Source organism: Rahnella victoriana, from assembly GCF_004330295.1.
GTDB lineage: Bacteria > Pseudomonadota > Gammaproteobacteria > Enterobacterales > Enterobacteriaceae > Rahnella > Rahnella victoriana.
Map to the genome: position 1 here is coordinate 311,280 of NZ_SJOJ01000001.1, position 24,419 is coordinate 335,698.

24 protein-coding genes, 1 tRNA gene and 2 pseudogenes are annotated in these 24,419 nt (G+C 53.0%); 15 read left to right on the forward strand and 12 right to left on the reverse strand.

Annotation, left to right across the window (positions count from 1 at the left end; translation table 11 throughout):
• The first annotated feature begins 179 nt into the window (after window positions 1-179).
• Window positions 180-506 (forward strand): hypothetical protein, encoded by a 327-nt coding sequence (locus tag EYY67_RS01535; RefSeq protein ID WP_095925062.1) that lies wholly within the window; start codon window positions 180-182, stop codon window positions 504-506.
• 31 nt (window positions 507-537) lie between these two features.
• Here EYY67_RS01535 and EYY67_RS01540 read toward each other — a convergent pair whose 3' ends face one another.
• Both EYY67_RS01540 and rfaQ read right to left on the reverse strand, forming a co-directional pair.
• Entirely contained in the window at window positions 538-1,677 is a 1,140-nt protein-coding gene (locus EYY67_RS01540; protein WP_242675557.1) for an O-antigen ligase family protein, read from the reverse strand.
• 80 nt (window positions 1,678-1,757) lie between these two features.
• Window positions 1,758-2,915, reverse strand: a complete 1,158-nt coding sequence (gene rfaQ / locus EYY67_RS01545) for a putative lipopolysaccharide heptosyltransferase III (protein WP_242675554.1) — start codon at window positions 2,913-2,915, stop codon at window positions 1,758-1,760.
• Window positions 2,916-3,303: 388 nt separating this feature from the next.
• On the opposite strand from rfaQ, the gene EYY67_RS01550 reads away from it, so the two are divergent.
• The 5 genes and pseudogenes from EYY67_RS01550 (at window position 3,304) to EYY67_RS24905 (ending at window position 6,087) form a co-directional block, all read left to right on the forward strand.
• Window positions 3,304-4,017: a DUF2461 domain-containing protein gene (locus tag EYY67_RS01550; protein WP_095925059.1), complete on the forward strand. Its 714-nt coding sequence runs from the start codon at window positions 3,304-3,306 to the stop codon at window positions 4,015-4,017.
• A gap of 97 nt (window positions 4,018-4,114) precedes the next feature.
• Window positions 4,115-4,744: an ECs1377 family protein gene (locus EYY67_RS01555; protein ID WP_131692662.1), complete on the forward strand. Its 630-nt coding sequence runs from the start codon at window positions 4,115-4,117 to the stop codon at window positions 4,742-4,744.
• 16 nt (window positions 4,745-4,760) lie between these two features.
• Window positions 4,761-5,105 (forward strand): DUF1294 domain-containing protein, encoded by a 345-nt coding sequence (locus EYY67_RS01560; protein WP_131692663.1) that lies wholly within the window; start codon window positions 4,761-4,763, stop codon window positions 5,103-5,105.
• Between the two features lie 451 nt (window positions 5,106-5,556).
• Window positions 5,557-5,808 carry an XRE family transcriptional regulator gene (locus EYY67_RS01570; RefSeq protein WP_119826691.1) on the forward strand — a complete coding sequence of 84 codons (252 nt, stop codon included), beginning with the start codon at window positions 5,557-5,559 and terminating at the stop codon, window positions 5,806-5,808.
• Window positions 5,809-5,937: 129 nt separating this feature from the next.
• A pseudogene (locus EYY67_RS24905) lies at window positions 5,938-6,087 on the forward strand (SymE family type I addiction module toxin).
• A 46-nt stretch (window positions 6,088-6,133) separates the two neighbouring features.
• On the opposite strand, the gene EYY67_RS01580 reads toward EYY67_RS24905, so the two are convergent.
• On the reverse strand, window positions 6,134-6,430 hold the full coding sequence (locus EYY67_RS01580; RefSeq protein WP_131692664.1) for a hypothetical protein: 297 nt from the start codon (window positions 6,428-6,430) through the stop codon (window positions 6,134-6,136).
• Window positions 6,427-10,224: a hemagglutinin repeat-containing protein gene (locus EYY67_RS01585; RefSeq protein WP_131692665.1), complete on the reverse strand. Its 3,798-nt coding sequence runs from the start codon at window positions 10,222-10,224 to the stop codon at window positions 6,427-6,429. The genes EYY67_RS01580 and EYY67_RS01585 overlap by 4 nt, the downstream gene beginning before the upstream one ends.
• Window positions 10,225-10,360: 136 nt before the next feature.
• On the opposite strand from EYY67_RS01585, the gene EYY67_RS01590 reads away from it, so the two are divergent.
• Entirely contained in the window at window positions 10,361-10,933 is a 573-nt protein-coding gene (locus EYY67_RS01590) for an RNA 2'-phosphotransferase (protein ID WP_242675555.1), read from the forward strand.
• Here EYY67_RS01590 and EYY67_RS01595 read toward each other — a convergent pair.
• Window positions 10,924-11,358 carry a hypothetical protein gene (locus EYY67_RS01595; RefSeq protein ID WP_013575348.1) on the reverse strand — a complete coding sequence of 145 codons (435 nt, stop codon included), beginning with the start codon at window positions 11,356-11,358 and terminating at the stop codon, window positions 10,924-10,926. The two genes, EYY67_RS01590 and EYY67_RS01595, sit on opposite strands and share 10 nt — an antisense overlap.
• Window positions 11,358-12,254, reverse strand: coding sequence for a hypothetical protein (locus tag EYY67_RS24810; RefSeq protein WP_131692666.1), 897 nt, complete (start codon window positions 12,252-12,254; stop codon window positions 11,358-11,360). Before EYY67_RS24810 ends, EYY67_RS01595 begins: the two co-directional genes overlap by 1 nt.
• A 188-nt stretch (window positions 12,255-12,442) precedes the next feature.
• On the opposite strand from EYY67_RS24810, the gene EYY67_RS01605 reads away from it, so the two are divergent.
• The 3 genes and pseudogenes from EYY67_RS01605 (at window position 12,443) to EYY67_RS01610 (ending at window position 14,063) form a co-directional block, all read left to right on the forward strand.
• A complete protein-coding gene (locus EYY67_RS01605) occupies window positions 12,443-12,655 on the forward strand; it encodes a hypothetical protein (protein ID WP_131692667.1) in 213 nt (70 codons plus the stop codon).
• A 17-nt stretch (window positions 12,656-12,672) separates the two neighbouring features.
• Window positions 12,673-12,789, forward strand: a pseudogene (locus tag EYY67_RS24965) (helix-turn-helix domain-containing protein); the annotation flags it as partial.
• 110 nt (window positions 12,790-12,899) lie between these two features.
• Complete coding sequence (locus EYY67_RS01610; RefSeq protein ID WP_131692668.1) at window positions 12,900-14,063, forward strand: tyrosine-type recombinase/integrase; 1,164 nt, start codon at window positions 12,900-12,902, stop codon at window positions 14,061-14,063.
• 15 nt (window positions 14,064-14,078) lie between these two features.
• On the opposite strand, the gene EYY67_RS01615 is transcribed toward EYY67_RS01610, so the two are convergent.
• Window positions 14,079-14,155: transfer RNA gene (locus tag EYY67_RS01615), tRNA-Arg, on the reverse strand.
• A gap of 146 nt (window positions 14,156-14,301) precedes the next feature.
• The gene (locus tag EYY67_RS01620) at window positions 14,302-15,213 is read right to left on the reverse strand and encodes an L-lactate dehydrogenase (protein ID WP_131692669.1); all 912 of its coding nucleotides are present in this window, start codon (window positions 15,211-15,213) and stop codon (window positions 14,302-14,304) included.
• 185 nt (window positions 15,214-15,398) lie between these two features.
• Between EYY67_RS01620 and folD the strand changes: the two genes are divergently transcribed.
• Both folD and ybcJ read left to right on the forward strand, forming a co-directional pair.
• A complete protein-coding gene (gene folD, locus EYY67_RS01625) occupies window positions 15,399-16,271 on the forward strand; it encodes a bifunctional methylenetetrahydrofolate dehydrogenase/methenyltetrahydrofolate cyclohydrolase FolD (protein WP_095925051.1) in 873 nt (290 codons plus the stop codon).
• A gap of 32 nt (window positions 16,272-16,303) precedes the next feature.
• On the forward strand, window positions 16,304-16,522 hold the full coding sequence (gene ybcJ / locus EYY67_RS01630; protein WP_095925050.1) for a ribosome-associated protein YbcJ: 219 nt from the start codon (window positions 16,304-16,306) through the stop codon (window positions 16,520-16,522).
• 84 nt (window positions 16,523-16,606) lie between these two features.
• On the opposite strand, the gene EYY67_RS01635 is transcribed toward ybcJ, so the two are convergent.
• Window positions 16,607-17,677, reverse strand: coding sequence for a DUF1176 domain-containing protein (locus EYY67_RS01635; protein WP_233432902.1), 1,071 nt, complete (start codon window positions 17,675-17,677; stop codon window positions 16,607-16,609).
• Between the two features lie 253 nt (window positions 17,678-17,930).
• On the opposite strand from EYY67_RS01635, the gene EYY67_RS01640 reads away from it, so the two are divergent.
• Window positions 17,931-19,106 (forward strand): hypothetical protein, encoded by a 1,176-nt coding sequence (locus EYY67_RS01640; protein WP_131692670.1) that lies wholly within the window; start codon window positions 17,931-17,933, stop codon window positions 19,104-19,106.
• A 52-nt stretch (window positions 19,107-19,158) separates the two neighbouring features.
• Here the strand turns inward: EYY67_RS01640 and nudK are convergent, their stop codons facing one another.
• Window positions 19,159-19,749, reverse strand: coding sequence for a GDP-mannose pyrophosphatase NudK (nudK, locus tag EYY67_RS01645; RefSeq protein WP_095925047.1), 591 nt, complete (start codon window positions 19,747-19,749; stop codon window positions 19,159-19,161).
• Window positions 19,750-19,821: 72 nt separating this feature from the next.
• Entirely contained in the window at window positions 19,822-20,112 is a 291-nt protein-coding gene (locus EYY67_RS01650; protein WP_095925046.1) for a winged helix-turn-helix domain-containing protein, read from the reverse strand.
• A gap of 331 nt (window positions 20,113-20,443) precedes the next feature.
• Between EYY67_RS01650 and acrD the strand changes: the two genes are divergently transcribed.
• Window positions 20,444-23,599: a multidrug efflux RND transporter permease AcrD gene (gene acrD / locus EYY67_RS01655; protein ID WP_095925045.1), complete on the forward strand. Its 3,156-nt coding sequence runs from the start codon at window positions 20,444-20,446 to the stop codon at window positions 23,597-23,599.
• A gap of 177 nt (window positions 23,600-23,776) precedes the next feature.
• Here acrD and ypfM read toward each other — a convergent pair whose 3' ends face one another.
• A complete protein-coding gene (ypfM, locus tag EYY67_RS24910; RefSeq protein WP_152328030.1) occupies window positions 23,777-23,836 on the reverse strand; it encodes a protein YpfM in 60 nt (19 codons plus the stop codon).
• A gap of 199 nt (window positions 23,837-24,035) precedes the next feature.
• Between ypfM and EYY67_RS01660 the strand changes: the two genes are divergently transcribed.
• The gene (locus tag EYY67_RS01660) at window positions 24,036-24,419 is read left to right on the forward strand and encodes an ArsC family reductase (protein ID WP_131692671.1); all 384 of its coding nucleotides are present in this window, start codon (window positions 24,036-24,038) and stop codon (window positions 24,417-24,419) included.

Here is a 24,419-nt window from a genome sequence, read left to right on the forward strand (position 1 = left end):
GGCGACATTGTGTAATAATGCCGCGCACTTTGATTCACTCTAAATAATGGTGGCTCAGGTGGGGGCTTCGAAAGAAGCACCGGTTTTCCTAGTGTGTCCGGTACGCTAACCCCGTCTGAGCTGCCACCCAAGTTTAGCGTCTTGTGTTGCAGTCATTTAATCATCTAGGAGCTTTTAAAATGACGAACACCGAAACTGCATTAACAGAAAACTCAATTACCGTCTTCCGCTCACTGATCGCAGAGCTGGAATTCAGTCACTTTGAAGATGCCCAGCTTTACGATCTCAGCGCGCTGGCCTCAGACTCTGCCGAAGGATTGTGTCATGGTCTGCTTTGCCTGAGCGAAGGGCTGGAGAATGGCGAGATCGTCCCGCCGGAAGGTATCCCGCAGATCAGCGCCTATCTCAAGGCGACCGCGCATTTAGTGCCGGTGCTGTTTGAGCTGAGTGAACGGGCGAATGACGGGCTGGCAAAAGGCAGAGCACCGTCTGTTTTCACCCTGTAAGCGTCACGGTCAGCATGAAGGCAGGAACAGGCTATTCCTGTCTTCGCTTCATACCCTTCCCCGCCAGCACCGCCGCCATTACCATAAACAAATGGCCTTCCGCTGAATCGAGCAGGAAGGCGTTGAATAAGTGGCAGGCCATATAGGCACTGAGTACCGCGATCATCAGGTTGCGGATGGCGACCGGCTGCCGCCAGGCTTCGCGGTAGCAATACGCCATCCAGACAAAAAACAATGCCAGCCCCGTCAGGCCGGACTGTACGGCTTCCAGCAGGTACTGATTATGCGGATTATTAACCTGATAACCGGTATCCGGATTGCCGTACCAGAAACTGCCCGCGCCGTTCCCGAACCACGGCGAGTGTTTTATCAGCCGCAGCGATTTCTGGACAAACGCCGTGCGTTGCCCCATCGATGTTTTGCAGGCGTCGTAAGCATCGCCACCGGTCAGCGACAGACAATGGTGTATTTCTGCCACGCCGAGCACCACGCGTTCCGCCGCACGGTTGGGAATCAGCACCACCACGCAAATCACACACACCCCGCATGCCATCACGGCCAGACGCTGACGCCATCCCGAAGACAGCAACAGCCAGACGCCGGTGCCAACGACCAGCGCGACATAACCGGTGCGGCCTAATACCAGAAACAGCACGTCATAACTGGCCAGCACGACCAACACAGCATAGCCCGGTCGTCTGATCCCCCGATGGGCAAAGGCCCTCGACAGCCACAGCAGCGCCGCCAGCGCCATAAAGAAATTCTGCGTGATGTGCAGTTTAAAAACCGTCGGGTTCAGCGGACTGATATGCCCGATCGACAGGGGAAGAAGACCGGCCGCCAGACTGAGCAGCAATATCACGCCGTTTGCCAGTAAAAATCCGCTGACAAACCGGTTAAACGCCGCCGGGACGTTAAGGAAAAACAGCGCCAGCGGCAGGACATACAACAGCTTTTTGTACTTCTCCACCATCTCCGCGCCGTAATCCTGCGGTTGCAGAAAAACAGAACAGGCCAGCAGAGTGAACATCAGCGCAGGCAACCACACCAGCGGATGCCGGATGAGTCTGCGCAGATTTTTCCCGTCACGCTGCCAGAGAACACATAACAAAATGCTCCCCAGCGCAAGATGCATCAGGGCATTGGAGACCGGCAACGACACGCCCAGCATAAAAGCCGCCGCGTTATCCGGTCGGATAAGATGACGACGGGCAGTGGAAGATGCAACAGCAGGAACGGGTGGGATCATGATCAACTCATTTCAGGTAAACAATTTTGTGATGTTGCCGGGCGGATCACCGGTGCGTTGAGCAATGCCAGACGGCGGGAAACCGCGGTAATCACATCCGCCACCGGAATGGCATCGAGGTATCGCTCCGCCGTACCGGTATCAATGTCCTCCGGCGACGGCAGCGGACGATAATTGCCTGCCCAGATCAGCGTGTGAGGTGCCTGCCAGGGATGCCATTGTCTGAGATTGCTGGGGCCAAAAAGGACAACAGAAGGTGTTTGCAGTGCGGCGGCCATATGCATCGGCGCGGAGTCCACGCCGATAAACAATTTGGCGCGGTCAATCAGTACCGCCAGTTCAGGCATGTCCAGTTTTCCGGCCAGATTGATAATGTCCTGCGGATAAAGACAGCCATCAAGGATCTGCCGGACAGTGTCGCGTTCTCCGGCGGAAGGGCCACCGGTGATCACCACCTTTTCGCCACGCTGCATCAGGTGATCAATCAGTTTGCTGTATGAGGCCATCGACCAGTTTTTGAATGCCCAGCGTGCAGATGGCTGGATCACGATATAGTCGGTAAGCGGTATTTTCCCGCACAACCGCGCCAGATGATCAACGTCCCTCTGCCGGCAGGCCATCGTGACATCCGTAACCCTGTCGCGTAATGCCAGCGGCTGCAAAATGCTCAGGTTATTCATGACGGTATGTTGCGAAGCGTGCCGGGCGGTATCCACCAGCGCCGAGTGGCAAAACCGCCATAAAAGATTGTCACGCCGGGGATAACGAAAACCGATGCTGAATTTGGGATGAAGCTGGTAACAGTAAAATGCCGCCCGCCATTGATCTGACAGGTTGAGGATCAGATCGTAATGCCGTCCGCGCAAACTGTTCAGCAGCGCCCTCTCGCCGCGATATTGCTGCCTAAGCCCCTGTTGTTTCAGCGTCCGGTCAACGGTATAGGTGAGGTATAACGCCTTATTTCCCGCCAGCATCACCTCCGTGCCGCCATACACCAGCACATCAATCAGGGCGTGCGGATAGTTCGCTTTTAATGTGCTGATTAAGGGCGTGATCAGTAGCACATCACCAAAATGGCGGAGTTTTATCACCAGAATACGTGCCGGCGGGTCACGGTCCGGCAAGTCAGGGGAAAACACGATTTCTTCTCTGATGTCCATTTCAGTATCCATTCCGTCATGTCAAAAAAAGCGCAAAGCAATACCTTCCGACAGCAATCGAAATAATGTGAATCTCATAAGGTAAACACTTAATAAAGCGCGGCGATCTTATCGGCATAGAAAACAAAAAGATAATTGGTTAAACAGATCGAATTGATCAGACTGATCGGTGACAACGATCAATCCATTACTCTTTATATGGGTTTGTGTAACGGAATGATTTAAGAGGAATGTTTAACGGTAAGCGGCGGGAGGATCCACGCGCTGGCCTCAGTTCGCTTTGCGAAAGGTTTTCCAAATCTGTTGGCTTTTCGGCAGGCACCGAATAGGATCTGGCGTCAGGATTACCCTTATTTTCCACATTGGCAGTGATAAAGGTTCATCAATAATGACAACTCAGACATCTGGAAAGACGGCTCCGGCAGGGGCAATTTTTAGCGCCGACGGTTTGCAATTTCTCAATAAGCTCGCCCGGAACAACACCCGTGACTGGTTTAAAGCGAATCAGGATGAATACGAGAATACGCTGAGAACGCCCGCGCTGAAGTTTATCGAACACATGCAACCAGAGATTGTTGCCATTTCCCCGAGACTGACTGCCGTGTCTAAAAAAGTGGGTGGCAGCCTGATGCGCCCGCAACGCGACAGCCGTTTCAGCAAAGATAAAACGCCTTACAAAACCAATGTCGGCATTCAGTTTCGTCATTTTCAGGGGAAAGATGTTCACGCGCCCGGCCTGTATGTGCACATCGCCGAAGACGGTTGTTTTATTGCCGCAGGGATCTGGCATCCGGAATCGAAAGCGTTAAACGCGATCCGCGCCTGTATTGATGAGAATCCCAATGCTTATCAGAAAGCCCTGAAGACATTGCACGATAACGGTTTTGTGATGGATGGCGACAGCCTGAGCCGTCCGCCAAGAGGCTATGATAAAAACCATCCGCTGTTAGCTGAATTAAAACGCAAAGATTTTATCGCAATTAAAAACATCGCCTTTGAAGAGTTGTGCCGGTCGGATGTTGTTGAGTTTTGTGCTGAGCAGTTCAGACATTGCGCGCCGTTAATGGCTTATCTGTGTTTTGCCCTTGAGCTGGATTTCTAACGCCTCACGGTCAGGCTTTTTTGAAGGCTTCCGGTGGTGACCTGCCGCTGGTAAAGTAAACAACCGATACTGAAATGTGACCAGAAGGGAATTCGGTGTGACCGGACGCATTGATTACCAGATTGAAAAATATCGTTTTACTGAAACCACTGAATCCCCTCGCCTTATCCAGCAATGGAAAGATGTGATTGCCGAATGTCAGGAGAATAAGGCGGGTGCAGAGGAGCGTCTGCGAATTGCGCTGCTGAACGTCGATTACGTCACCAGCTTTGAGCTTCCTTTCCGGCTTCTGCTGACCCGTGCGCCGCAACTCATTGACCGTGTGCGCGATGAGTTGCAACTCAGCCAGAAAAACGTCCTGTTTAATGGCAAGCGTTTCGGCTGTGTCTACAGCCTGAAAATGGATCTGGGCGGGATACCGGACGAATTTCAGTACCATCTTGCCACCCGTATCCGGCGCATTGACGCGGCAGGCATCAATGAAGCCCCTTACCGGCAGATAGCGCAACAAACCAAAGCACCGCGCGATCGTCTCCGGTTAGCGCTCGAAGCCGGGCTGGAGGTCAATCCTCTGGACGGCCTGTTCTGGTTCGGGCTTCAGCGTATTGCTGCAGATGTCCTCCGGCTGAGAAAAACGGGGATGCCGGTCGCCACGTCTGAGGTTGAGGTATTTGATACCCTGACGGGGACGACAAGGCCGGTTCCGGCGTACAGGCTGAAAGTGTAGATATGCTGTCACTACGATGAATTTTAAGAATATTGTTTATCTGCTGTTAGCCTTAGCCGCTGCGGGCAGCGCATGCTTACCGCATCCGTTTGTGATGTGGTTCCTGATCGTCAATCTGCTGACGCTGGTGTTCTACGGTATAGACAAGCGGGCGGCGTATAAAGCGAGAAGCAGGGTGCCGGAATTTACGTTGCTGCTGCTGGGTGTTGCCGGTGGCTGGATGGGAGCGATTGCCGGTCAGCAGCTTTTTCGGCATAAAACACAAAAACAGCCCTTCAGAACCTGGTTCGCCATCAGTGTGATAGTGAATCTGGTGATAGTGGCGGGTGTGAGCTGGCTGATTAGAGATTTTTTTCTTTGAAATGGTACGCCCTACAGGGCTCGAACCTGTGACCTACGGCTTAGAAGTTTTAATAATAGTCCAACAAATCATTAACTTACCGCATGTAGCCTCACTCACACGTCTCAACATGCAAAAAGATGACAAACCTTGTTAAGGCTTGCCATTCCTTATACGTCCCATCTTTGTCTCACCCTTTCAACATGAAGTTATCCAGACTGTCATCAAACTCCATGATTCCCTCCTGGTTGCCCCTCGTCACTATTAAATACTCCATTCCTCGCCTGAGCGATACCGGCTCCTCGATAACAAACCCAAACCAGTCATCGTAAACCTGACCAAGCCAATACCCTCCACCATGCTCTTTGAGGTGCTGGAAGAAAACGTATGTGTCCGGCTTTGCCAGAAGAATGTGTAAATCTTCTGAGTATCTAATCAACCTGGAGCGCTTTCATGGACGAAAAATCCCTCTATGCCCATACCTACTGCGGATGCATTAGAAAAGCTGGCGATTGTTCTGCATGTCACTTCTGACTTTCTCTTATTCCAACCGGGCGAACGTGAACCTGAAGATGATGTGAAGTTACGTTTTGAAGCGCTGGCGGCGAGACCTGTCGAAGACCAGGAAATGGCTAAAGCGGTACTTGATGCGGTGATTGTAAAAAGCCAGATCACACAGAACGTGGCGCGCGTCAGCAAAGCGACGGCTAAAGTAAAGGACTAATGTAATTAGCGCGGTCAGTCAGTGTTACTAGCAGTGACTGACCGCTCACCACCACCAACTAGGCATGAGTTGATCATTACTGAACATGTTTCTACGTCATTACCCGCCACACTCCAAGCACGTCAGAGTATTGTGTTACCGCCCTAACCACGGACTGCGCGATCCGTATCCACAGATCCCCCTCAAGGGGCACTGGCTCGGGCATTTACCACCGGGCAGAAGCTTGAGGTGATCACGCAGCCGGGACAGCTGATCATCCGGCTAGCGGCTGAGGAGTGACCCGCTGGCGTATAAAGTAAAATCCCGGCTCGGTGGCCGGGATTTATTAATACTCAGAGTGATAAATAATATTATAACTGTCTCCAAGTTCTTCTTGAAGAAGACGCGCTAGTTTATGACCATCGTCAATAAATTGTTTTTCTTCCTCTTTGCTTTCAAAACCAGACGAAGCCGGATCATCTATATTGAGTATGGCATCATACCGTTCGGCCCATTCTCTAAGTCTATATTTTAATTCCGAAGATATTGGAAATTCTTCTGGCGAAATATCTCCATGGTCTTCTGTGGAAATATTCCATAATGGATGACATTGATAATCAGCCATTAATTTTATTTTTCTCATTTCACTGCCCCCCGTAAATTAGCACCTACGATATACCCGTTATTACCTACAGTGACAGCAATATTGTATCTTTTGCCATTTATCACGGTTTCATAGATTGGGCGACCAGTGCCAGTCCCTTGATAACCAACTATTTTACCATCAGGCACAGCTTTCATTACCACATCCGGAATACGTGCTTCTGACACACCTATTTGTGCAAATTGGCTACCATGCTCCTCGACAATATGCTGCAAACCTGCTTTAGAACTACCTTTTTCAAGGAAAATAATTTTCCCGCTGGAATCTTTTGCCGCACTAACAATGTTTTCAGGTGTAAATTTAATACCCTGAGTTGACATTTCTTTAAACAATGATTTAGTCGTGAAGCTATTTTTTGCTATAAGAACAAGATCTTTACCCAGTACTCCAAGTGAAGCCACTGCGGCCTGGTTTTCTGGATCTGATATAAACGTCGCAAATTTCGTCCAAGCAGGACTATTAACATCTATTTTTTCCAGATCTTGTGCATTCCAGTATTGAACATAGATTTTAGCTTGCTCATCAGTCATCACGTCCGCACCAGGCAAATTTCCTACCCATTCTGGACGCTGTGCCATTTCCGAACCCATCTCAATGATCGGTTTGTCAACGTTCTGACAAAGCAAAGGATTCTCAGCGCATTTAGGATCGAGGGTTGCACTTTGCTCGTCACTGACTTTCTTCCACTTATCAATCACTGCCGTACAGTCACCACCGGAAGCTTTGCAACTCTGCATTTCTTTATCAAAAGCGAGTCCTTGATCTGCGCTTAGATAGTTATTCTCAACCGCAGTCTTCCCTGCAATCCCCGCAGTACCGGCTGCAACAGACGAATTCCCCGCCACGCCGCCTGCCAGTCCTGCGGCCAGCGTGCTCAAGGCACTCACATTCGCCTTTTGCTCATTCGTCAGGTTTTCCGGTTTTACTCCCGGATACAGCTCTTTCGCAATCAGCTGCGCCGCCAGTTCGCCGGTCGCCGCACCCGCTGCGCCTCCGGTCACGGAGCCGCCCTGCAGATAGGCAACTACCGCGCCGGCAAGGGCGTGCCCCGTAATATTCTCAGCCTGGTTAACGTTGCCTTTGGCGTCTGTGGTCGCCGCCTTCACCGCCAGAGACAGATAAGGGGCCAGCCCGCCCGCCAGCGCCTGGCTCATGTCGCCACCGGTTAAGCCTGCCAGCGCGCCTGATATCGCCGTGCCCGCCGTCCAGAACGGGCTGCCGATGCCGTATTTCTGCTCAGCAGCAACGTTTTCCGGTGAGTTCTCCAGCATCTTCTGCTGGTCGGCAGGCGAGGCATTGTTGTACTCCGCCGTGCCTGACAATCTTGCGAGTGCGTCACTTCGTGCATTCACCTGCGCCTGCATGACCACATTCTGCATCGTCTGGACGCCCACCTGGCTGATAGCCTGCGCCACGGCCTGATTTTCTTCTATTTTCTGCTTGTCGAAAATTTTATCGATATGCCCGTTGGCGTTCTCCGTATCACGGCTCAGCGTACTCACATCCTGCGTTTGCTGGCCGGTATCACGCACCGTAATGCTGCCATCAGCAACCGCTGAACGGGAGGTGCCCGATGCGCTGCCGCTGGCATTGGTCATCACCGGCAGCACACCCCCTGCATTGTGCCGCACGTCCCCCTGGTCTTTACTGGATGAGAAACCGGCGCTGACCCCGACGCTGCTGGCACTGTAGTTTGCCTTGTTCTCGATATCGTCCCAGCCCAGCGTCCCGGTATTCAGGCTGTTATTTGCCGCATCAGCCGTCGAGGCAATAACAGCGCCGTTCAGTTGTGTATGGTCACCGACGTAGATGTCATAGCCCTCATTACCGGCAAACAGCCCGCTCTGGTCGCCGACGCTGGCGTATTCACTTTGGGTTTTAGACTTGCTCATACTCAGGGAAGCGGAGCCCGTCATCGACCCAAAGGTGAAGCTGAATCCACCGCTGATGCTGTGCTGTTTACTCTGGTAATCGTCGGAATCCTGCTGACTGGTGAGCGTCAAATCACGCCCGATATTTGCCGTGATTTTATCGCCCAACGCCTGCGCTCCGGAGAGTACGGTGTCACGCCCGCTGCTTAACATCAGGTTATCTTTGGCATTTACGCGGGTATTGACGTATTCCGTCGTTTCACCGTCCGAGGAACCTTTCGCAGCATACCCATTACCCTGTACCCCAATGCCGGTTTCCTTACCCAGTGAGATATGCGCGCCGACACTCCAGCCGTTTGAACTGTCTTTACTCGTCTGTTTGCTGTTATTCGTCGCGGCCTGCAATAGCAGATCGTTCTGCGCAGCAAGCGTGACTTTATTTCCCGTCACACCGCTGCCGGTGATAGTGATATCACCGCTTTGCCCGTTGGCACCTGTCGAAACGATGGCAACATTACGTCCACCGGTAATCGTGCTGCCAGTGACCTGATTTTGTTCCAGTTCGGAAGTGGATTTACTTTTACTCGCACCGATATTGACCTGCAACTGGACCAGGTTGCCATCCACTTTGCCATTCATCAACTGAGACGCCTGCGTTACGGTCCCGTCCATCGAGGACATCCAGCCCTGCTCCACCGCCTGCACGCCATACAGTGCTTTCATTCGGCCGTCGCCGGTCTGTGAGGCCTGTTTGGCAATGCTGGTGAGCGACAACAGCGCATCCGTCACCGGGCTCGACAGCGAGACCGTCAGGCCGCTTTGTTTCTGCTCGTAGATTTGTTTGCGGGTCAGCATGTCATTGCCGGGGTCCACCGTGACCGAGCCACCAACGATGTTGACGTCATTTTTAGCGATCACATCCGAGCCACCGATATGCGCCTGTTCACCGGCAATCAGATTCACGTTGCCGCCGGTGCTGCCCACGGCACTGCTGCTCTGGCTCTGGGTGGTGCCGTCCTGATTGATTTGCTGGCGCGAGGATTTGCTGCCGAACGTCACGCCCAGACCGCCGCCGCTGAACATGCCGCTGGCTTTGGTCTCACTCAGGCGATAACTGGATTGTTCCTCTGTGGCGGCGGTAATGCTGAGGTCTTTCCCCGCCTTCAGCGTCACATCTCCGTCACCGACCACGGACGAGCCTTTCACCGTCAGGTCTTGCCCGGCAACAATTGACACCTTGTCGCCACTCAGCTGCGAGGCTTTCTCTGTGGTGGCATAGTCCTCTGCAACGGTATGCGTGGTCGTGCCGGAGAACAGGTGTTTTTTGGTTTTGGTCTTCTCGTCGTAGCTGTACTGGCTTTCCTGCGCGGTGGTGATATTCACGTCGCGACCGGCGTTCAGGGCCAGGTCGCCGGTGGCCTGTACTTGCGCGGCCTGTGTCGTAATGTCACGCCCGGCGGCAATCGTGGTGCTTCCGCCGCTGACCACCGCTGTCCCTTCCTGCCCGACATTTTCACGGATACTCACGCTTTTGCTGCCGTGGGTTTCGCTGTAGGTGCTGGTCTGCTGCGCGTTCAGGTTGACGTCGCGACCGGCGCTGAGTGAGGCGTTGAGGTCGGCGGTCAGCTGCGCCGCCTGCGAGTTAAGGTCGCGACCGGCGCTGAGCGTCAGGTCGCCGCCGCTGCTCACCACCGTGCGGGTGGCGTTGTTGTCGTCAACCTGGTTTTTACCGCTGCTCTGATGGCTGCTCTGGTCCATCGTGTTGAGGTTGATGTCGTTGGCCGCCGCCAGCGTGGCGTCCCCTTTGGCGGTGACGGCGCTGCCTGCGTGGTCTCCGGCAGATCTCGAAGACCATTCGTTCAGCAGGATTTTGAGTGCGCCAGCGATGTTTTTTAAAGTCAACGTCTGACGGAGTTTGAAGATTTAATTGGGATGTTGGGATTATGCAGAATTATGGGCAGGGACGTCTATTCAGTGTGCATTTCAAAACGTGGAAGAGACGTGTTTTGGGTGTGCTAATATCTCAGGCATCACACCCATGGCAAACATAATTAGGGCAATCATGGACAGCAAGATGCTTAACGAAATAAGTAAATTTCTAAGTTATATTTTACGTCATAAACCTGACACCATCGGATTGCAACTTGATGTAGAAGGCTGGGCAGATATCAATTCTTTGATTCTCGGCGCGGCGAAAGAAGGCCGCGTACTTGATCAGGCAATAATTCAGACAGTAGTAAATAGCAGTGATAAGAAACGTTTTACTCTCTCCGAAGATGGCCAGCGTATTCGTGCAGTTCAGGGACATTCTACACCAGACGTGAACCTTCAACATATGGAGAAAAAACCGCCAGAATTCCTCTACCATGGCACTGCAACACGCTTTTTTGAATCTATTCTTCAGCAAGGATTGATTGCAGGTTCACGTCACCATGTGCATCTATCACAAGACATAACCACAGCCGTAGCTGTCGGACAGCGATATGGAAAGCCTGCGGTGCTAAAAGTTGAAGCCCTGCGGATGCACCAACAGGGATTCAACTTTTTTCAGGCTGAGAATGGCGTATGGTTAACGAACCATGTCCCCAATTTTTTCATATATCAGGAATAGCCATTGTCTTTGTCTTCGACTTGCTCGGCTTTATAGCGGGAAGACTCTTCTTTGGCAGCACTAAACCATTCAGAGAAACCAGAATAAGACAAATTATCCCAAGGACTTAACTTCGGTTTTGAATAATCATAAATCCGGACACCCGTAGTGCCATCCTTACCTCCCCCATCAAAACAAGCAAGAACAACCCAGCCATCATTATACAGCCCTGACTCATCTTGAATAATTGCAAAGGGAACCAGGGCAGCCCCCGAAAACTTCAAAAGCATCGAGCTGTAATAAAAAAGAGATGTCGCCATATCTTTCGATAGAAGCCGCCAAGGCTCTATATCTAAAAACTCATCAGCTAAAACCACATCTAAGTAATCAACAGGGAATTCAAAACTATTGGGTAAAATTGGAAGGTCGTACAAAAAAGGCTTCATTATTTAGCACCTCCAGAAATACGTGGTGGTTCTGTTGAACCGTAAGGATTAGAAGTAGAAAACCCCCCTGACTGTTTGTTTATACGACCAGTAATGGCCTCACCCCAAGTATTAAAATTCTGCCACCCTCTAGCCTCTTGAATAGCTGGCGTCAATGGATCATCAAATCCACGGACGCTAGCTTTAACGTCGATCCCCGCCTCTCTGGCCGCGGCAATTCGAGTGTTATCCATGCTAGTCAGCTTGCCATCAGGCATTTTAACGACGTCAACTGGATCACCTTTCCAACCATTAGTCCGCATGCTTTGTACCAAATCGTCGTATGTGTAATTTTTACCCGTGTCTCGGTCAGTTTTATTGAATGAAAAGCTATTTTGCGAGAACCGAATATCATCCGCCGCATGGAATGTGACACTGCCAGCGCCTTTTGCACCCACATCGGCAGTAACTGACGTCGCTTTTCCTACTCCGCCAATCCCCGCCGCGCCCACCTGCGTCAGGCCGTAAATCCCTTCCGAGTACTGTGGAGAGACTCCCAACCCTTCCAGCAAATACGCACCGCTGGTTTTCTGGTTGACACCAGACAGGAAGGTGTTAAAGCCTGCATTAGCCGTATCTATCCCTGAGGCTGCCAGATAACCGCCTGCCAGGCAAGCTACACCCGCGGTGGTCGTGCATATTGCTGCCCCACCCACCGCCTGGAGTTCCCCGGCGGTAAATTGCGTCAGGCCACCTATACGCGTCCCCACACCGTAGTGGGATAGCGCATCCCCGGTTTGATCACTAACCGAATACCCGAACATCGGCAAACTGGCGCTGTCGATTTGGAATGGGGTATAGAGAAAGTGCTTGGTCAGGATGGCGATGTAATCATCGTAGCCAGTGGTCAGCGGCATGGTGATTACAATGGAATTAATAAGGATTTCTTCCGCCCTATCCGCTCACCTGAAGATGTGGCAAGGGATGAGGCTATAGAGCAGATGATTTCAATCTTGAACGAAGGAACATCTACACAAGATGATGCTCGTGATATCTACGACGCCATCTCAGCAGGCAAAATCCCCGGTGTAAAACTGGAGTAGACATGACCGAGGCAGAAAGAAACGCCCTGCGCTCCGCTGCGCGAAGATGTAGCGACGAACTCCACTCAGCAATAGCAGCAAATCCCAAAGCACCCTTCGACACCCTATCCGGTCCCATCATTAAAAAACACCATCAGCCGATTTCTCCCGCATACAGCCTGGCTCTGTTCATGTGGACTATTGGCTGCATCAATGGTCAGTTTGAAGAGAGGTAAGCATGGCAGATATCCGCATGGATGATGTGCTATTCGACCTGCCTGAAGCATCAGCGTTTCTCAAGAAATCCCCCCGCACCGTTCGCCAGTTAATTAAGGCTGGAAAGCTCATGGCCGGCAAGTCCGGAGCAAATGGTGGAGGGCGATTCGAAATCCTGAAGTCAGCATGTCTTGAATATATCCACAATCAGCAACACAATCAGGCCGTGAATGCAGGAGCCAGCCATACAGAGAGGAATACTGCATGGGGCTCAAACAAAGGTACGGCAACTGGTACTGTGATTTCGTTCGCCCGAACGGCGAAAGAGTTAGACGCGGCCTTGGCACGTCAGACAAGAAGCAAGCGCAGGAGCTCTTCGATCAGCTAAAGGCCGAAGCATGGAGAGTCGATAAGCTCGGTGAGATAGCCGAGCACACATTTGATGAAACTTGCCTGCGCTGGCTGACGGAAAAGGAACATAAGCGATCACTGGACGATGACAGGGCGAAGATTGAATTCTTCCTGGGTCATTTCTCCGGAAAGCCGCTATCCAGCATTACTGAGGATAAGGTGATGAAAGCGGTGGCAAGGATGCCTAACAGGAAGCACAAGCAGATATGGGAATCGCGCAGGGATGCAGCTCTGAGGAAAGGTAAGCCAGTCCCTGAGTACAAAGAGAAGATGATTTCAGCGGCCACGCGCAGCCAATACCTTTCATTCATTCGCGGATTATTTCGGATCGCCGCCGATGAATGGAAGTGGCTAAGCAAGGCACCTGTCATCAAGACGAGAAAGCCAATCTCCCGCCGCGTCAAATGGCTGACACGCGAAGAAGCATTAACGCTCATAGAATGCATGCCGGACAGCTTCAAACCGATTGTGATCTTCGCGCTGGCAACTGGACTGCGCAGGTCTAACATTTTGGATTTGGAATGGTCGCAGATTGATATGCAGAGGAAGGTTGCATGGATACATCCGGAGAACGCCAAAGCGGGCAAGGCTATTGGCGTCGCACTGAATGATACCGCATGCAAAGTTCTGAAAGAGCAGATTGGTCGTCACAACAAGTTCGTGTTTGTCCATAACTCAGCATGGCACCGCGCTGATGGAACAAAGACTGCTGAGGTGAGAAAGATGCGCGTTGATGATAACACGGCTTGGAGGACTGGTTTAAAGCGGGCAGGAATTACAGATTTCCGTTTCCACGACCTGAGGCACACTTGGGCAAGCTGGCTAGTTCAGGCCGGAGTGCCACTTTCTGCATTGCAGGAAATGGGAGGCTGGGAATCTATCGAAATGGTACGCAGGTATGCACACCTGTCACCAAATCACCTGACCGAGCACGCACGCAAAATCGATGACGTTATGGCGATTCATGTCACTAATCTGGCACTTTTGGATTTTGATGGTGAAGTGAAGAAGGCTTAACCACTTGATTTATAATGGTACGCCCTACAGGGCTCGAACCTGTGACCTACGGCTTAGAAGGCCGTTGCTCTATCCAACTGAGCTAAGGGCGCATTGCGTGTCCCTTTCGGGAGCGTTGCGGGTTCGGATTATACGGGCAGACCGGGATGAGTCAATGGCTTTCGAACTCACTGCTTAATGCCTGAACAATTTGCAGATATTCCCGGGCTGCCTTGCAACGTTATGTGATCAGTATCGGCTATTTTTCGGATTTCAGCGCGGCAGCAATAACCCGCGCAGACGCATGATAAGCCACACCTTCGTAAGCCGTCAGTTCCGGTTGCAGCGTCTGTACGATGCCTTTTTTGCCGATAACGGCAGGCTGACCGATATAGACGTTCAGTTCTTCATCCAGAGCGGACACGGGATAAATGCTGTGCGCATCGGACAAAATCGCATCCACCAGCCGCGCTGTTGCCGTCGCGATACCAAAACTGGTCCAGCCCTTCCCCTGCAAAATCTCCCAGCCACCGCCGCGTACGGCATCGTCCATTTTTGCCCAGTCGACGTCACGATCGCCCGCCAGCTCCGCAACCGGACGGCCGCCGAGCGTCACGGTGCTCCAGGCGACAAACTGTGATTCGCCGTGCTCGCCCATCACATAGCCGGTCACGCTTTTCGGATCGACACCGAAAAACTCGCCGACCACGCGTTTCATGCGCGCGGTGTCCAGCGACGTGCCGGTGCCGAACACCTGGGTATCCGGGAAGCCGCTGGTCTGCTGAATAATCTGGGTAATGACATCGCACGGGTTGGTGATATTAACAATCACGCCGCCAAAGCCGCTGGCGACCACGCGGGGAATGACCTCACGCACGGCGGCGCGGGTCTCGGCGAGTTCTTCGAGACGGTCTTCGCGCAGTAAGGTTTTCGGGCCGACGGCGATCACCAGCACATCGGCGTCATGCAGTTCGTGGTAATCATTGGCAATCACCTGCACCCGGGAGGCTGTCAGCGAGGCCATATCGCGCAGTTCCAGCGCCTGACTGGCCGCCTTCGGTTCATTTTCATCCAGCAAGACAATCACGTCACACAAGCCCTGCGTGACCAACGAGAATGCAACGTCAGCGCCCACATGGCCGGCACCGATGATCCCCACTTTGCGTGTCATTTATCGCTTTCCTTATGATTTAAAAAGAGTCATCTCTAAAATAGACACTTTTTTCGCCACTGTCTCAGGTTAAATTCTCACCCGCCCGTCATAAGTTATTCGCATTCAACGCCTGACAGCGTGCGCGGCTTCTGACAAAATAGGCGCATCCCCCTGCATTTATTAATTGATGGATTTTATCCCTGATGGCAGCAAAGATTATTGACGGTAAAACGATTGCGCAGCAAGTCAGAAGCGAAGTTGCGGCGCGTGTTCAACAACGACTGGCAGAAGGAAAACGTGCGCCCGGGCTGGCCGTGGTGCTGGTCGGTGAAAACCCGGCGTCACAGATTTATGTCGCCAGCAAACGCCGCTCATGCGAAGAAGTCGGGTTCATCTCGCGCTCTTACGATTTACCGGCCACCACCACTGAAGGTGAGTTGCTGGATCTGATCGAAAAACTCAATAACGACAGCGAAATCGACGGCATTCTGGTTCAGCTTCCGCTGCCTGCCGGTATCGATAACATCAAAGTGCTGGAACGTATTCACCCTGACAAAGATGTCGATGGCTTCCACCCGTATAACGTTGGCCGTCTGTGCCAGCGTGCGCCGACGCTGCGCCCTTGTACGCCGCGCGGCATTGTGACGCTGCTGGAGCGTTACGGCATTGATACCTTCGGGCTGAACGCGGTGGTGATCGGCGCGTCCAATATTGTTGGGCGTCCGATGAGCATGGAACTGCTGCTGGCCGGTTGCACGACGACCGTCACCCACCGGTTCACCAAAAATCTGCGCCACCATGTTGAGAACGCCGATCTGGTGGTGGTGGCGGTCGGTAAACCGGGCTTTATTCCCGGCGAATGGATTAAACCGGGCGCGATTGTCATTGATGTCGGTATTAACCGTCTGGAAAGTGGTAAAGTTGTCGGCGATGTGGAATATGATGCCGCCGCTGAGCGCGCTTCCTTTATCACACCGGTGCCGGGCGGCGTTGGCCCGATGACGGTCGCGACGCTGATTCAGAATACCTTGCAGGCGTGCGAGGAATATCACGACATCAGCGCCAGTAAGCCTTAAACAATTTGCACTACACAATAAGTCAGGAACACATGGAAACTTTCTTTCTCGAAAAACACCCGCACGTAGAACTGTGCGACCTGCTCAAATTTATGGGCTGGTGTGACAGCGGCGGTACCGCGAAAGCGGTGATTGCTGAAGGCCAGGTCAAGGTCAACGGCAAAGTTGAAACCCGTAAACGCTGCAAAATCGTTGCTGATCAGAACGTTGAGTTCGCCAGCAACAAAGTCGTGGTGAAAGCGTCCGCGTAATTTTACGGCGCCGATGCACTGCAAAAGAAAATGCCCTGCAAGCGAAAGCTCACAGGGCATTTTTTTATCCTCAGCGCGGGCGCCTTACTGCTGTGTCACCCACAACACCGGCCATTCGCCGCCGCTGCTGTACCCGTCACAGGCTGGCTCTGAAGCAAACGCCGCCAGCCGGAACTGTTTACCATCAAACACCCAGCGCGAGGAGACGCCACAATCGCCGACACCGCGCCCTTTATCGTAAGTGGAGAGCATGCCGGTTTTCGGGTCAAAGTCAGCGTTAATCAGTTCCGGCGCCCCGTCGTCTTCGCCCAGTTTGAACGGCATGGTCAGCGCCAGATCGTCCATTTTATAAGGTGTCTGACGCGAGACCAGAAAACCTAACGCATAGAGGTTATAGGCGCCCATGTCGCAGTTGACGGTCATCAGCACCTTGTCATTGCTCAGGGCAAAAATATGCACTTCGCGTTCGGAAGGGTCGAGACTGCAATCGTTATTTTCAATGGTCGTCGCGGCATTCTGAGTAATGGCGGAAATCTCAGAGTCAGATAATGCATGCGGTTCGCTGAAACGCGGAAGCACCGGTGTCGCCGGGATCGGCGGAACGCTGCTGGCAGGCTTTGAGCCGCGGCTTATCCACGCCGTTTTGCTGCCGACGCGCCCCTGCTGTGCATCAATCGCCAGCAGCGCGGCTTTGATGCCTTTCAGGGAAATCGCCGGTCTGACCGGCTGAGACGGATCCGTTTTACCCGCCAGCTGGATGCTGCTGCCTTCGCGGATCGCGGCGATAAAATCATTCACCACCAGACGGTTAGTGGTGGACAGGTGTTTTTTGCTGACATCCCATTCGCGGTGATTGAAGCTCAGCGTTTTACCGTTCATCTGCAGGCGGTTAGCCACCGGCGCTTCCGTCGTCTGTTCCTCACTGTTGCGCTGGAAATCAATGCTGACCGAGGCTTTGCCCTCCGGTCCGGCTTCACGGGTAATTTTCATCACCAGTTCCTGCCCGTCCTGTGAATTGCGGGCGGTACAGTGATTCAGGTTATCGCAGCTCAGTTGCCAGTCGTTATACATCGCCTGTAACGGCTCGGCCTGCGCGTTAAAAGCCAGCATTCCGGCCAGCAGGCATAAAGGGGCGGTTATCCATCTGCACATCATGATTTTCAGCTCTTTTCGACATTATCTTTCTGATAATAGCGTAACCGTCGCCACGACACTGCCAACAATGCAGCATTTTTTATTCGAAATTAGAAAGAGATACCCGGCCGGATTTGTTTTTTCGCAGACAATAATTTTTCATGACATATCAAATCCCAGAATGGTGACGCAGGGAAACTTTCAGTACACTGGCTGAGCCTATAACAAACAATAATGGCGCAAAGGATAAGATTCTTTTCTCTGGGAGATGCGGATGAAGTTATGGATATGGCTGATAGCGGTGCTGTCACTGCCCGCGCTGGCTGAAGAGCCGCCGCTGGTGTACACCGGTACGCTGGGCAAAACCAGCATTGTGGTCGAACTGGATTTAAACAAACCTGACGAGGTCACAGGCCGTTATTTCTACCAGAAATATCGTCTGGATCTGCCGCTGAACGGTACGCTTGACGGTCAGGATCTGAAACTTCAGGAAGGGCTGGATGATTTTGACGATACGCCGCGCCCTGAACTTTCACTGACGAAAGATGAAAACGGCGGCTGGCAAGGCAGCTGGACTAACCCGCAGGGCAAAACATTACCTGTGACGTTGAAACCGGCGCAACTCCCGGCGACGGCGGCGGACGACGGTTATCTCAGTTCGCTGATCCACACCGATCCGTACGAGTATTTGCGTTTATCCGCACTGGAACTGAAAGCGGGAAAAAGCGAAAACTTTATGAGTTATCAGTTGCAATGGTGGACTGAACCGCAATCGAAAATCAGTTTCTTTGAGATTATTTCCGGTTATCCGGAAGCCAGCCTGCCGGCGATTAATCAGAAACTGCGCGCCCGCCTGTGGCAGGAAGTCAGTGGCTGGCATGCCTGTATGCTCGGCGCGAGCCGTTTTGGTCAGGGCGAGTACCGGCAGACCGTCACGCCGGAATACCTGAGTACCGACGTGGTCAGCATCAGCGTATTTACGACTTATGACTGTGGCGGTGCGCATCCTGATTTCGGTGAAGCTCCCGTCAATCTGAATGCGAAAACCGCTGACACCCTGACGCTGGAAGACGTGGTCTGGGTCGGCGAAGGCGCGCCGTTCCATTATCTGAACACGGAAGATCACGCGCTTACCGGCAAAAACGATGTCGATTTCGACACCTTTGCACAATACCGCGAAAAGGCGTGGGCGCCGTGGCTGGTCAAACAACTGACCGCCGCCTATCCGCAGCAGATGAAGAAACCGACTGAAGAAAGCGATGATGATTGCGACTATTCGGATCCGTCGGTGTGGCAGTTCCCGGCATGGTATTTCACGCAAAAAGGGCTGTATTTCGATCCGACCTTTGCCCGTGTCTTACGCTCATGCGAAAGCCCGGAATGGTCCGTACTGCCGTGGTCAGCCATGAAAGGTCATGCAGGCAGTACCGCCATCAACATGGAACACTGAGACAACAAAGGCACCGCCGGTGCCTTTTTCTTTGGTACGTTTCGCGACTCTTTTATGCCAGCCAGCCCTGAATCTGCGCGTATTGCAGCAGCATGATGGTTTTGCCATCTTTGATGCGACCGTCTTTGATCATCGCCAGTGCCTCGCTAAACGGCACTTCCAGCACGTCGATATCTTCGTCTTCCACCCCGCCACCGGCGTTCTGACGCTGTGACTCATCGTATTCTGCCGCAAAAAAATGCACGATTTCGGTCACGCTGCCCGGCGACATATAAGCTTCAAACAGTTTATCGACCTTGCCCACCGCAAAACCGGTTTCTTCGATGGCTTCTTTACGGATGCAGTCTTCCGGTGAATCGTTATCCAGCAGACCGGCGCAGGTTTCCAGCAACATACCGGTCGGGTTGCCGTTGACGTAGGTCGGCATACGGAACTGTTTGATCAGCAGCACGGTTTTTTTAGGGCGGTTATAGAGCAGGATGGTCGCGCCGTTTCCCCGGTCATACACTTCGCGGGATTGCGGCTGACGTTCGCCATTACGTTTGATTAAATCGTAGGTGTATTTGCGAAGAACATACCAGTTATCAGAGAGTAACTGGTTTTGAACGTTTTCGATTCTGGATGACTTGCCATCAGATGACATAAAGCGTGCCTCCGCTCAGAAGTGGTGAGAGAAGCCAGACATCATAGCGGCATTACACCGCGTCCGCCAGATTCAGCCGTGCTCAATCGCACGCAGAAGCTGTTCGCGGTGACGCTCAATCCATTTTGCATCCAGCGGCCCCCAGCTTGAGAGCTGATAGTAACCGTCATTGTTACGCACGCCCTGCTGGATAAATTCCAGTTCGACGCCCATTCCCGGCAGCGCTTTCAGCACATCCTGCAAGGTACGACGCGGCCAGCCGGTGATTTCCATCAGTTTCGGTACGTTCGGTTTTGGCTCATTATCCAGCAGCCAGCAAAGATAGAGACGGCGGGCGAATACCGAATTTAACATCAAACTCATCTGAACGGCTCCAGTGTGGGATAGACGACTGCGTGTCATAAAAAAGCAGGCAGTGAAAGCGTAGACGGTTTCAGCGAACCCGTCTGAGAGATAACCCTGTGTGCGGGGAGGCTTTTTTACATTATCTCCTTTATTTCTCCACGTTTTATGCAAGATGAACAGGTAAAGTGCATTGACGTAGAATACTACTCTAACACTTGCTCAGTCCCGCCGGGACAGTACCGCCTCTGAGAAGACACCGTCTCAGGGGATTTTTTTGTCAGATTCTGACGTTCTGTTTATTTGCTGATGTTAGTCACTCCCGCCTGAGTGACAACGAGGTTCCTGAAGCATGGCTAACTTTTTTATCGATCGCCCAATCTTTGCCTGGGTTTTAGCGATCATCATTTCGTTGTCCGGCGCACTCGCGATTTACTTTTTGCCGGTTGAGCAATATCCCGATCTGGCGCCGCCGAATGTCAGGATCTCCGCCACCTATCCCGGCGCATCAGCACAAACATTAGAAAATACCGTCACGCAGATTATCGAGCAGAACATGACCGGCCTCGATAACCTGATGTACATGTCCTCGCAAAGCAGTAACGACGGTAAATCACAAATCACCCTCAGTTTTACCGCCGGAACCGATCCGAATGAAGCGTTGCAACAGGTGCAGAACCAGCTGCAACAGGCACTGAAACGTCTGCCGCAGGATGTGCAGACTCAGGGCGTGACGGTGTCGAAAACCGGGGATACCAACCTGATGATGGTGGCGTTTGTTTCCACCGACGGCAGCATGGATAAGCAGGATATCGCCGACTATGTGGCCTCCAATATTCAGGATCCGCTGAGCCGCGTGCCGGGCGTCGGCAGCATCGATGCTTACGGTTCACAATACGCCATGCGTATCTGGCTCGACCCGGACAAGCTGAATAATTACCAGCTGACCACCGCCGATGTGGTCACGGCGATTAAAGCGCAGAACAGTCAGGTGGCGGTCGGCCAGCTCGGCGGTGCGCCGTCGGTGGATTTTCAGGCGCTGAATGCCACCATTAATGCGCAGTCGCAGTTACAGACGCCGGAACAGTTCCGTCAGATCACACTGAAAGTGAATCAGGACGGTTCGCAGGTCAAACTCGGCGATGTCTCCACCATTGGCCTTGGCGCAGAAAACTACAGTCTGCTCAGCCGCTATAACGGACAGGCCGCGTCAGGGATGGGCGTCAAACTGGCGTCCGGAGCCAACGAACTGCAAACCGATAAACTGGTGCGCGCCCGTCTTGAAGAACTCTCGCATTATTTCCCGCACGGGCTGAAAGCCGAAGTGGCGTACGAAACAACGCCTTTCGTGAAAGCGGCGATCACCGATGTGGTGAAAACGTTGTTTGAAGCCATCGTGCTGGTGTTCCTGGTGATGTATCTGTTCCTGCAAAATTTCCGCGCGACGCTGATCCCGACGATTGCCGTGCCGGTGGTGTTGCTGGGCACCTTCGCCGTGCTGCATCAGTTCGGCTACAGCATCAACACCCTGACGATGTTCGCGATGGTGCTGGCGATCGGCCTGCTGGTGGACGACGCCATTGTGGTGGTGGAAAACGTCGAGCGCGTGATGAGCGAAGAAGGTCTCAGCCCCAGAGAGGCCACGCGAAAATCGATGGGGCAAATCCAGAGTGCGCTGGTCGGTATCACCATGGTGCTGTCGGCGGTGTTCGTGCCGATGGCGTTCTTTGGCGGCACCACCGGCGCGATTTACCGCCAGTTCTCCATCACCATTGTCTCCGCGATGGTGCTGTCGGTCTTTGTCGCCCTGACACTGACCCCGGCGCTGTGCTCAACCATTCTCCAACCCATCGCGCAGGGACATCATCACGGCAAACGTGGCTTCTTCGGCTGGTTCAACCGCATGTTTGACCGCAACGCCCGTCGCTATGAAAACGGTGTGGCGCGGGTGCTGCGTAACAGCCTGCGTTACATGCTGGGCTATGCCGCGCTGGTCGCGGCGCTGGCGGTCATGTTTATCAAGTTGCCGACCTCATTCCTGCCGCTGGAAGACCGGGGTGTGTTTACCGTTCAGGTACAGCTTCCGCCAGGCTCAACGTTGCAACAGACGCAAAAAGTGGTGGAAAAGGTCGAGAAGTATTTCCTGACCGACGATAAAAAAGATGTGCTGTCGGTGTTCTCCACCATCGGTGCCGGTCCCGGCGGCAACGGCCAGAACGTCGCCCGAATGTTTGTGCGTCTGACCCCGTGGGATGAACGCACCGGCGCTGACGACTCCTCCTTCGCGCTGATCGAACGGGCGACCAAAGCCTTTAATAAGATCACCGAAGCCCGTGTTATCGCCAGCAGCCCGCCCGCCATCAACGGCCTCGGCAGCGCCACCGGCTTTGATATGGAATTGCAGGATCACGCCGGACTGGGGCATGACGCGCTGATGGCCGCACGCGATCAGTTACTGGACATGACGTCGAAAGACAGCAACCTGACCCGCGTCCGTCACAACGGTCTCGATGACAGCCCGCAGTTGCAGATTGATATCGATCAGGTGAAAGCGCAGGCGCTGGGCGTCGCCATCGCCGATATCAACAGCACGCTGAGCACCGCGTGGGGCTCAACCTACGTCAACGACTTCGTTGACCGTGGCCGCGTGAAGAAAGTCTACGTGCAGGCCGGCGCGCAATACCGCATGTTGCCGGACGATATCAACCGCTGGTATGTGCGCAATTCCGCCGGCACCATGGTGCCCTTCTCGGCGTTTGCCACCTCTTACTGGCTGACCGGCTCGCCACGTCTGGAACGTTACAACGGCTATTCCGCGCTGGAAATTGTCGGTGAACCGGCGACCGGCATCAGCAGCGGGACAGCGATGGATGATATGGAAAAACTGGTGGCTAAATTGCCGGTGGGGATTGGTCTGGAATGGACCGGTCTGTCGTATCAGGAAAGGCTGTCTGGCTCACAGGCACCGGCGCTGTATGCCATTTCGCTGTTAGTGGTCTTCCTGTGTCTGGCCGCATTGTATGAGAGCTGGTCCATTCCGTTCTCCGTGATGCTGGTGGTGCCGCTCGGCGTGCTCGGCGCGGTGATTGCCACCTGGATGCGCGGGCTGGAAAACGATGTGTATTTCCAGGTCGGGATGCTGACCATCATCGGTCTGTCGGCGAAGAACGCCATTCTGATTGTCGAGTTTGCCAATGATCTGAATGTACGCGGAAAAGAGTTGCTGGAAGCCACGCTCGAAGCCTCCCGAATGCGTCTGCGACCGATCCTGATGACTTCACTGGCCTTCGTGTTTGGCGTACTGCCCATGGCGACCAGTATGGGTGCCGGTTCGGGCAGCCAGCACGCGGTAGGGACCGGGGTGATCGGCGGAATGATTTCGGCCACCGTGCTGGCGATCTTCTTCGTGCCGCTGTTCTTTGTGCTGATCCGCCGTCGCTTCCCGGGTAAAACGCCTCATCCGGTGATTGCCGATATCGTGGAAACCGTGCCAGACGGCCACAAATAACGGCCAACAAAAAAGGCGTTAATGTGAATTAACGCCTTTTTTATTATTGATTTACTGGCTGTGAGAATCGTCGCTAAATAGGACGTAATGGTCTTCCTGAACAAACGCTTTTTATAATGACGTGCTGACAGTGAGAATAAATCGTTTCATTGCTTTGTCGGTAACGATGTGGGGCAATTACGCTTTCAACATACGGTCGATAAAGTCTTTCCAGTTGCCTAACTCTTGCTCTAACATTTTACTCCCCTTGATTGGACACGGGCATTATACGTTTAATTTTTGACCGTGTAAAAACGCCGTTATTATTTTTTAAGCACGATCACAATCCCGCCCCGTCTGGATCCCGCCGGCGTTTTGCCTCATTATGTGTCTTATCCTTACGCCCGTTAACAGACGGGGGAAAAGTTCTTATTTTACTGACAGGTTACGTTTTTCTATGGCAACGACTTCCGCTCCAGGTTCTTTTATTCTCTACGGCATAAAAAATTGCGATACCGTTAAAAAAGCCCGCCGCTGGCTGGAAGAAAATGCGGTTGACTACCAGTTTCATGATTACCGGGTCGAAGGGCTGGATGACACGTTGTTGCAGACCCTGTTGAACAAACAAGGCTGGGAAGCGATGCTCAGCACCCGTGGCACAACGTGGCGCAAACTTGATGACGCCACGCGCGCAGCCTGCGATAACGAAGCCAGCGCCAAAGCCGTGATGCTTGAACAGCCCGCAGTCATCAAACGCCCGTTTTTACTGGCTCCGGACGGCCAGTCTCTGCTGGGATTCAAACCCGAAAGCTATCAGCAATTCCTTGCACAGGTGAAATAA

Coding starts and splice junctions, on each gene's coding strand:
- EYY67_RS01535 (WP_095925062.1), top strand. CDS start 180: ATGACGAACACCGAAACTGCATTAACAGAAAACTCAATTACCGTCTTC.
- EYY67_RS01635 (WP_233432902.1), bottom strand. CDS start 17,677: ATGATGTGCAGATGGATAACCGCCCCTTTATGCCTGCTGGCCGGAATG.
- EYY67_RS01580 (WP_131692664.1), bottom strand. CDS start 6,430: ATGAGAAAAATAAAATTAATGGCTGATTATCAATGTCATCCATTATGG.
- EYY67_RS01610 (WP_131692668.1), top strand. CDS start 12,900: ATGGGGCTCAAACAAAGGTACGGCAACTGGTACTGTGATTTCGTTCGC.
- EYY67_RS01620 (WP_131692669.1), bottom strand. CDS start 15,213: ATGACACGCAAAGTGGGGATCATCGGTGCCGGCCATGTGGGCGCTGAC.
- EYY67_RS01590 (WP_242675555.1), top strand. CDS start 10,361: ATGGCAAACATAATTAGGGCAATCATGGACAGCAAGATGCTTAACGAA.
- EYY67_RS01605 (WP_131692667.1), top strand. CDS start 12,443: ATGACCGAGGCAGAAAGAAACGCCCTGCGCTCCGCTGCGCGAAGATGT.
- EYY67_RS01560 (WP_131692663.1), top strand. CDS start 4,761: ATGAATTTTAAGAATATTGTTTATCTGCTGTTAGCCTTAGCCGCTGCG.
- EYY67_RS01660 (WP_131692671.1), top strand. CDS start 24,036: ATGGCAACGACTTCCGCTCCAGGTTCTTTTATTCTCTACGGCATAAAA.
- ybcJ (WP_095925050.1), top strand. CDS start 16,304: ATGGAAACTTTCTTTCTCGAAAAACACCCGCACGTAGAACTGTGCGAC.
- folD (WP_095925051.1), top strand. CDS start 15,399: ATGGCAGCAAAGATTATTGACGGTAAAACGATTGCGCAGCAAGTCAGA.
- EYY67_RS01640 (WP_131692670.1), top strand. CDS start 17,931: ATGAAGTTATGGATATGGCTGATAGCGGTGCTGTCACTGCCCGCGCTG.
- EYY67_RS01570 (WP_119826691.1), top strand. CDS start 5,557: ATGCCCATACCTACTGCGGATGCATTAGAAAAGCTGGCGATTGTTCTG.
- rfaQ (WP_242675554.1), bottom strand. CDS start 2,915: ATGGACATCAGAGAAGAAATCGTGTTTTCCCCTGACTTGCCGGACCGT.
- nudK (WP_095925047.1), bottom strand. CDS start 19,749: ATGTCATCTGATGGCAAGTCATCCAGAATCGAAAACGTTCAAAACCAG.
- EYY67_RS01540 (WP_242675557.1), bottom strand. CDS start 1,677: ATGCTGGGCGTGTCGTTGCCGGTCTCCAATGCCCTGATGCATCTTGCG.
- EYY67_RS01595 (WP_013575348.1), bottom strand. CDS start 11,358: ATGAAGCCTTTTTTGTACGACCTTCCAATTTTACCCAATAGTTTTGAA.
- EYY67_RS24810 (WP_131692666.1), bottom strand. CDS start 12,254: ATGCCGCTGACCACTGGCTACGATGATTACATCGCCATCCTGACCAAG.
- acrD (WP_095925045.1), top strand. CDS start 20,444: ATGGCTAACTTTTTTATCGATCGCCCAATCTTTGCCTGGGTTTTAGCG.
- EYY67_RS01550 (WP_095925059.1), top strand. CDS start 3,304: ATGACAACTCAGACATCTGGAAAGACGGCTCCGGCAGGGGCAATTTTT.
- EYY67_RS01650 (WP_095925046.1), bottom strand. CDS start 20,112: ATGAGTTTGATGTTAAATTCGGTATTCGCCCGCCGTCTCTATCTTTGC.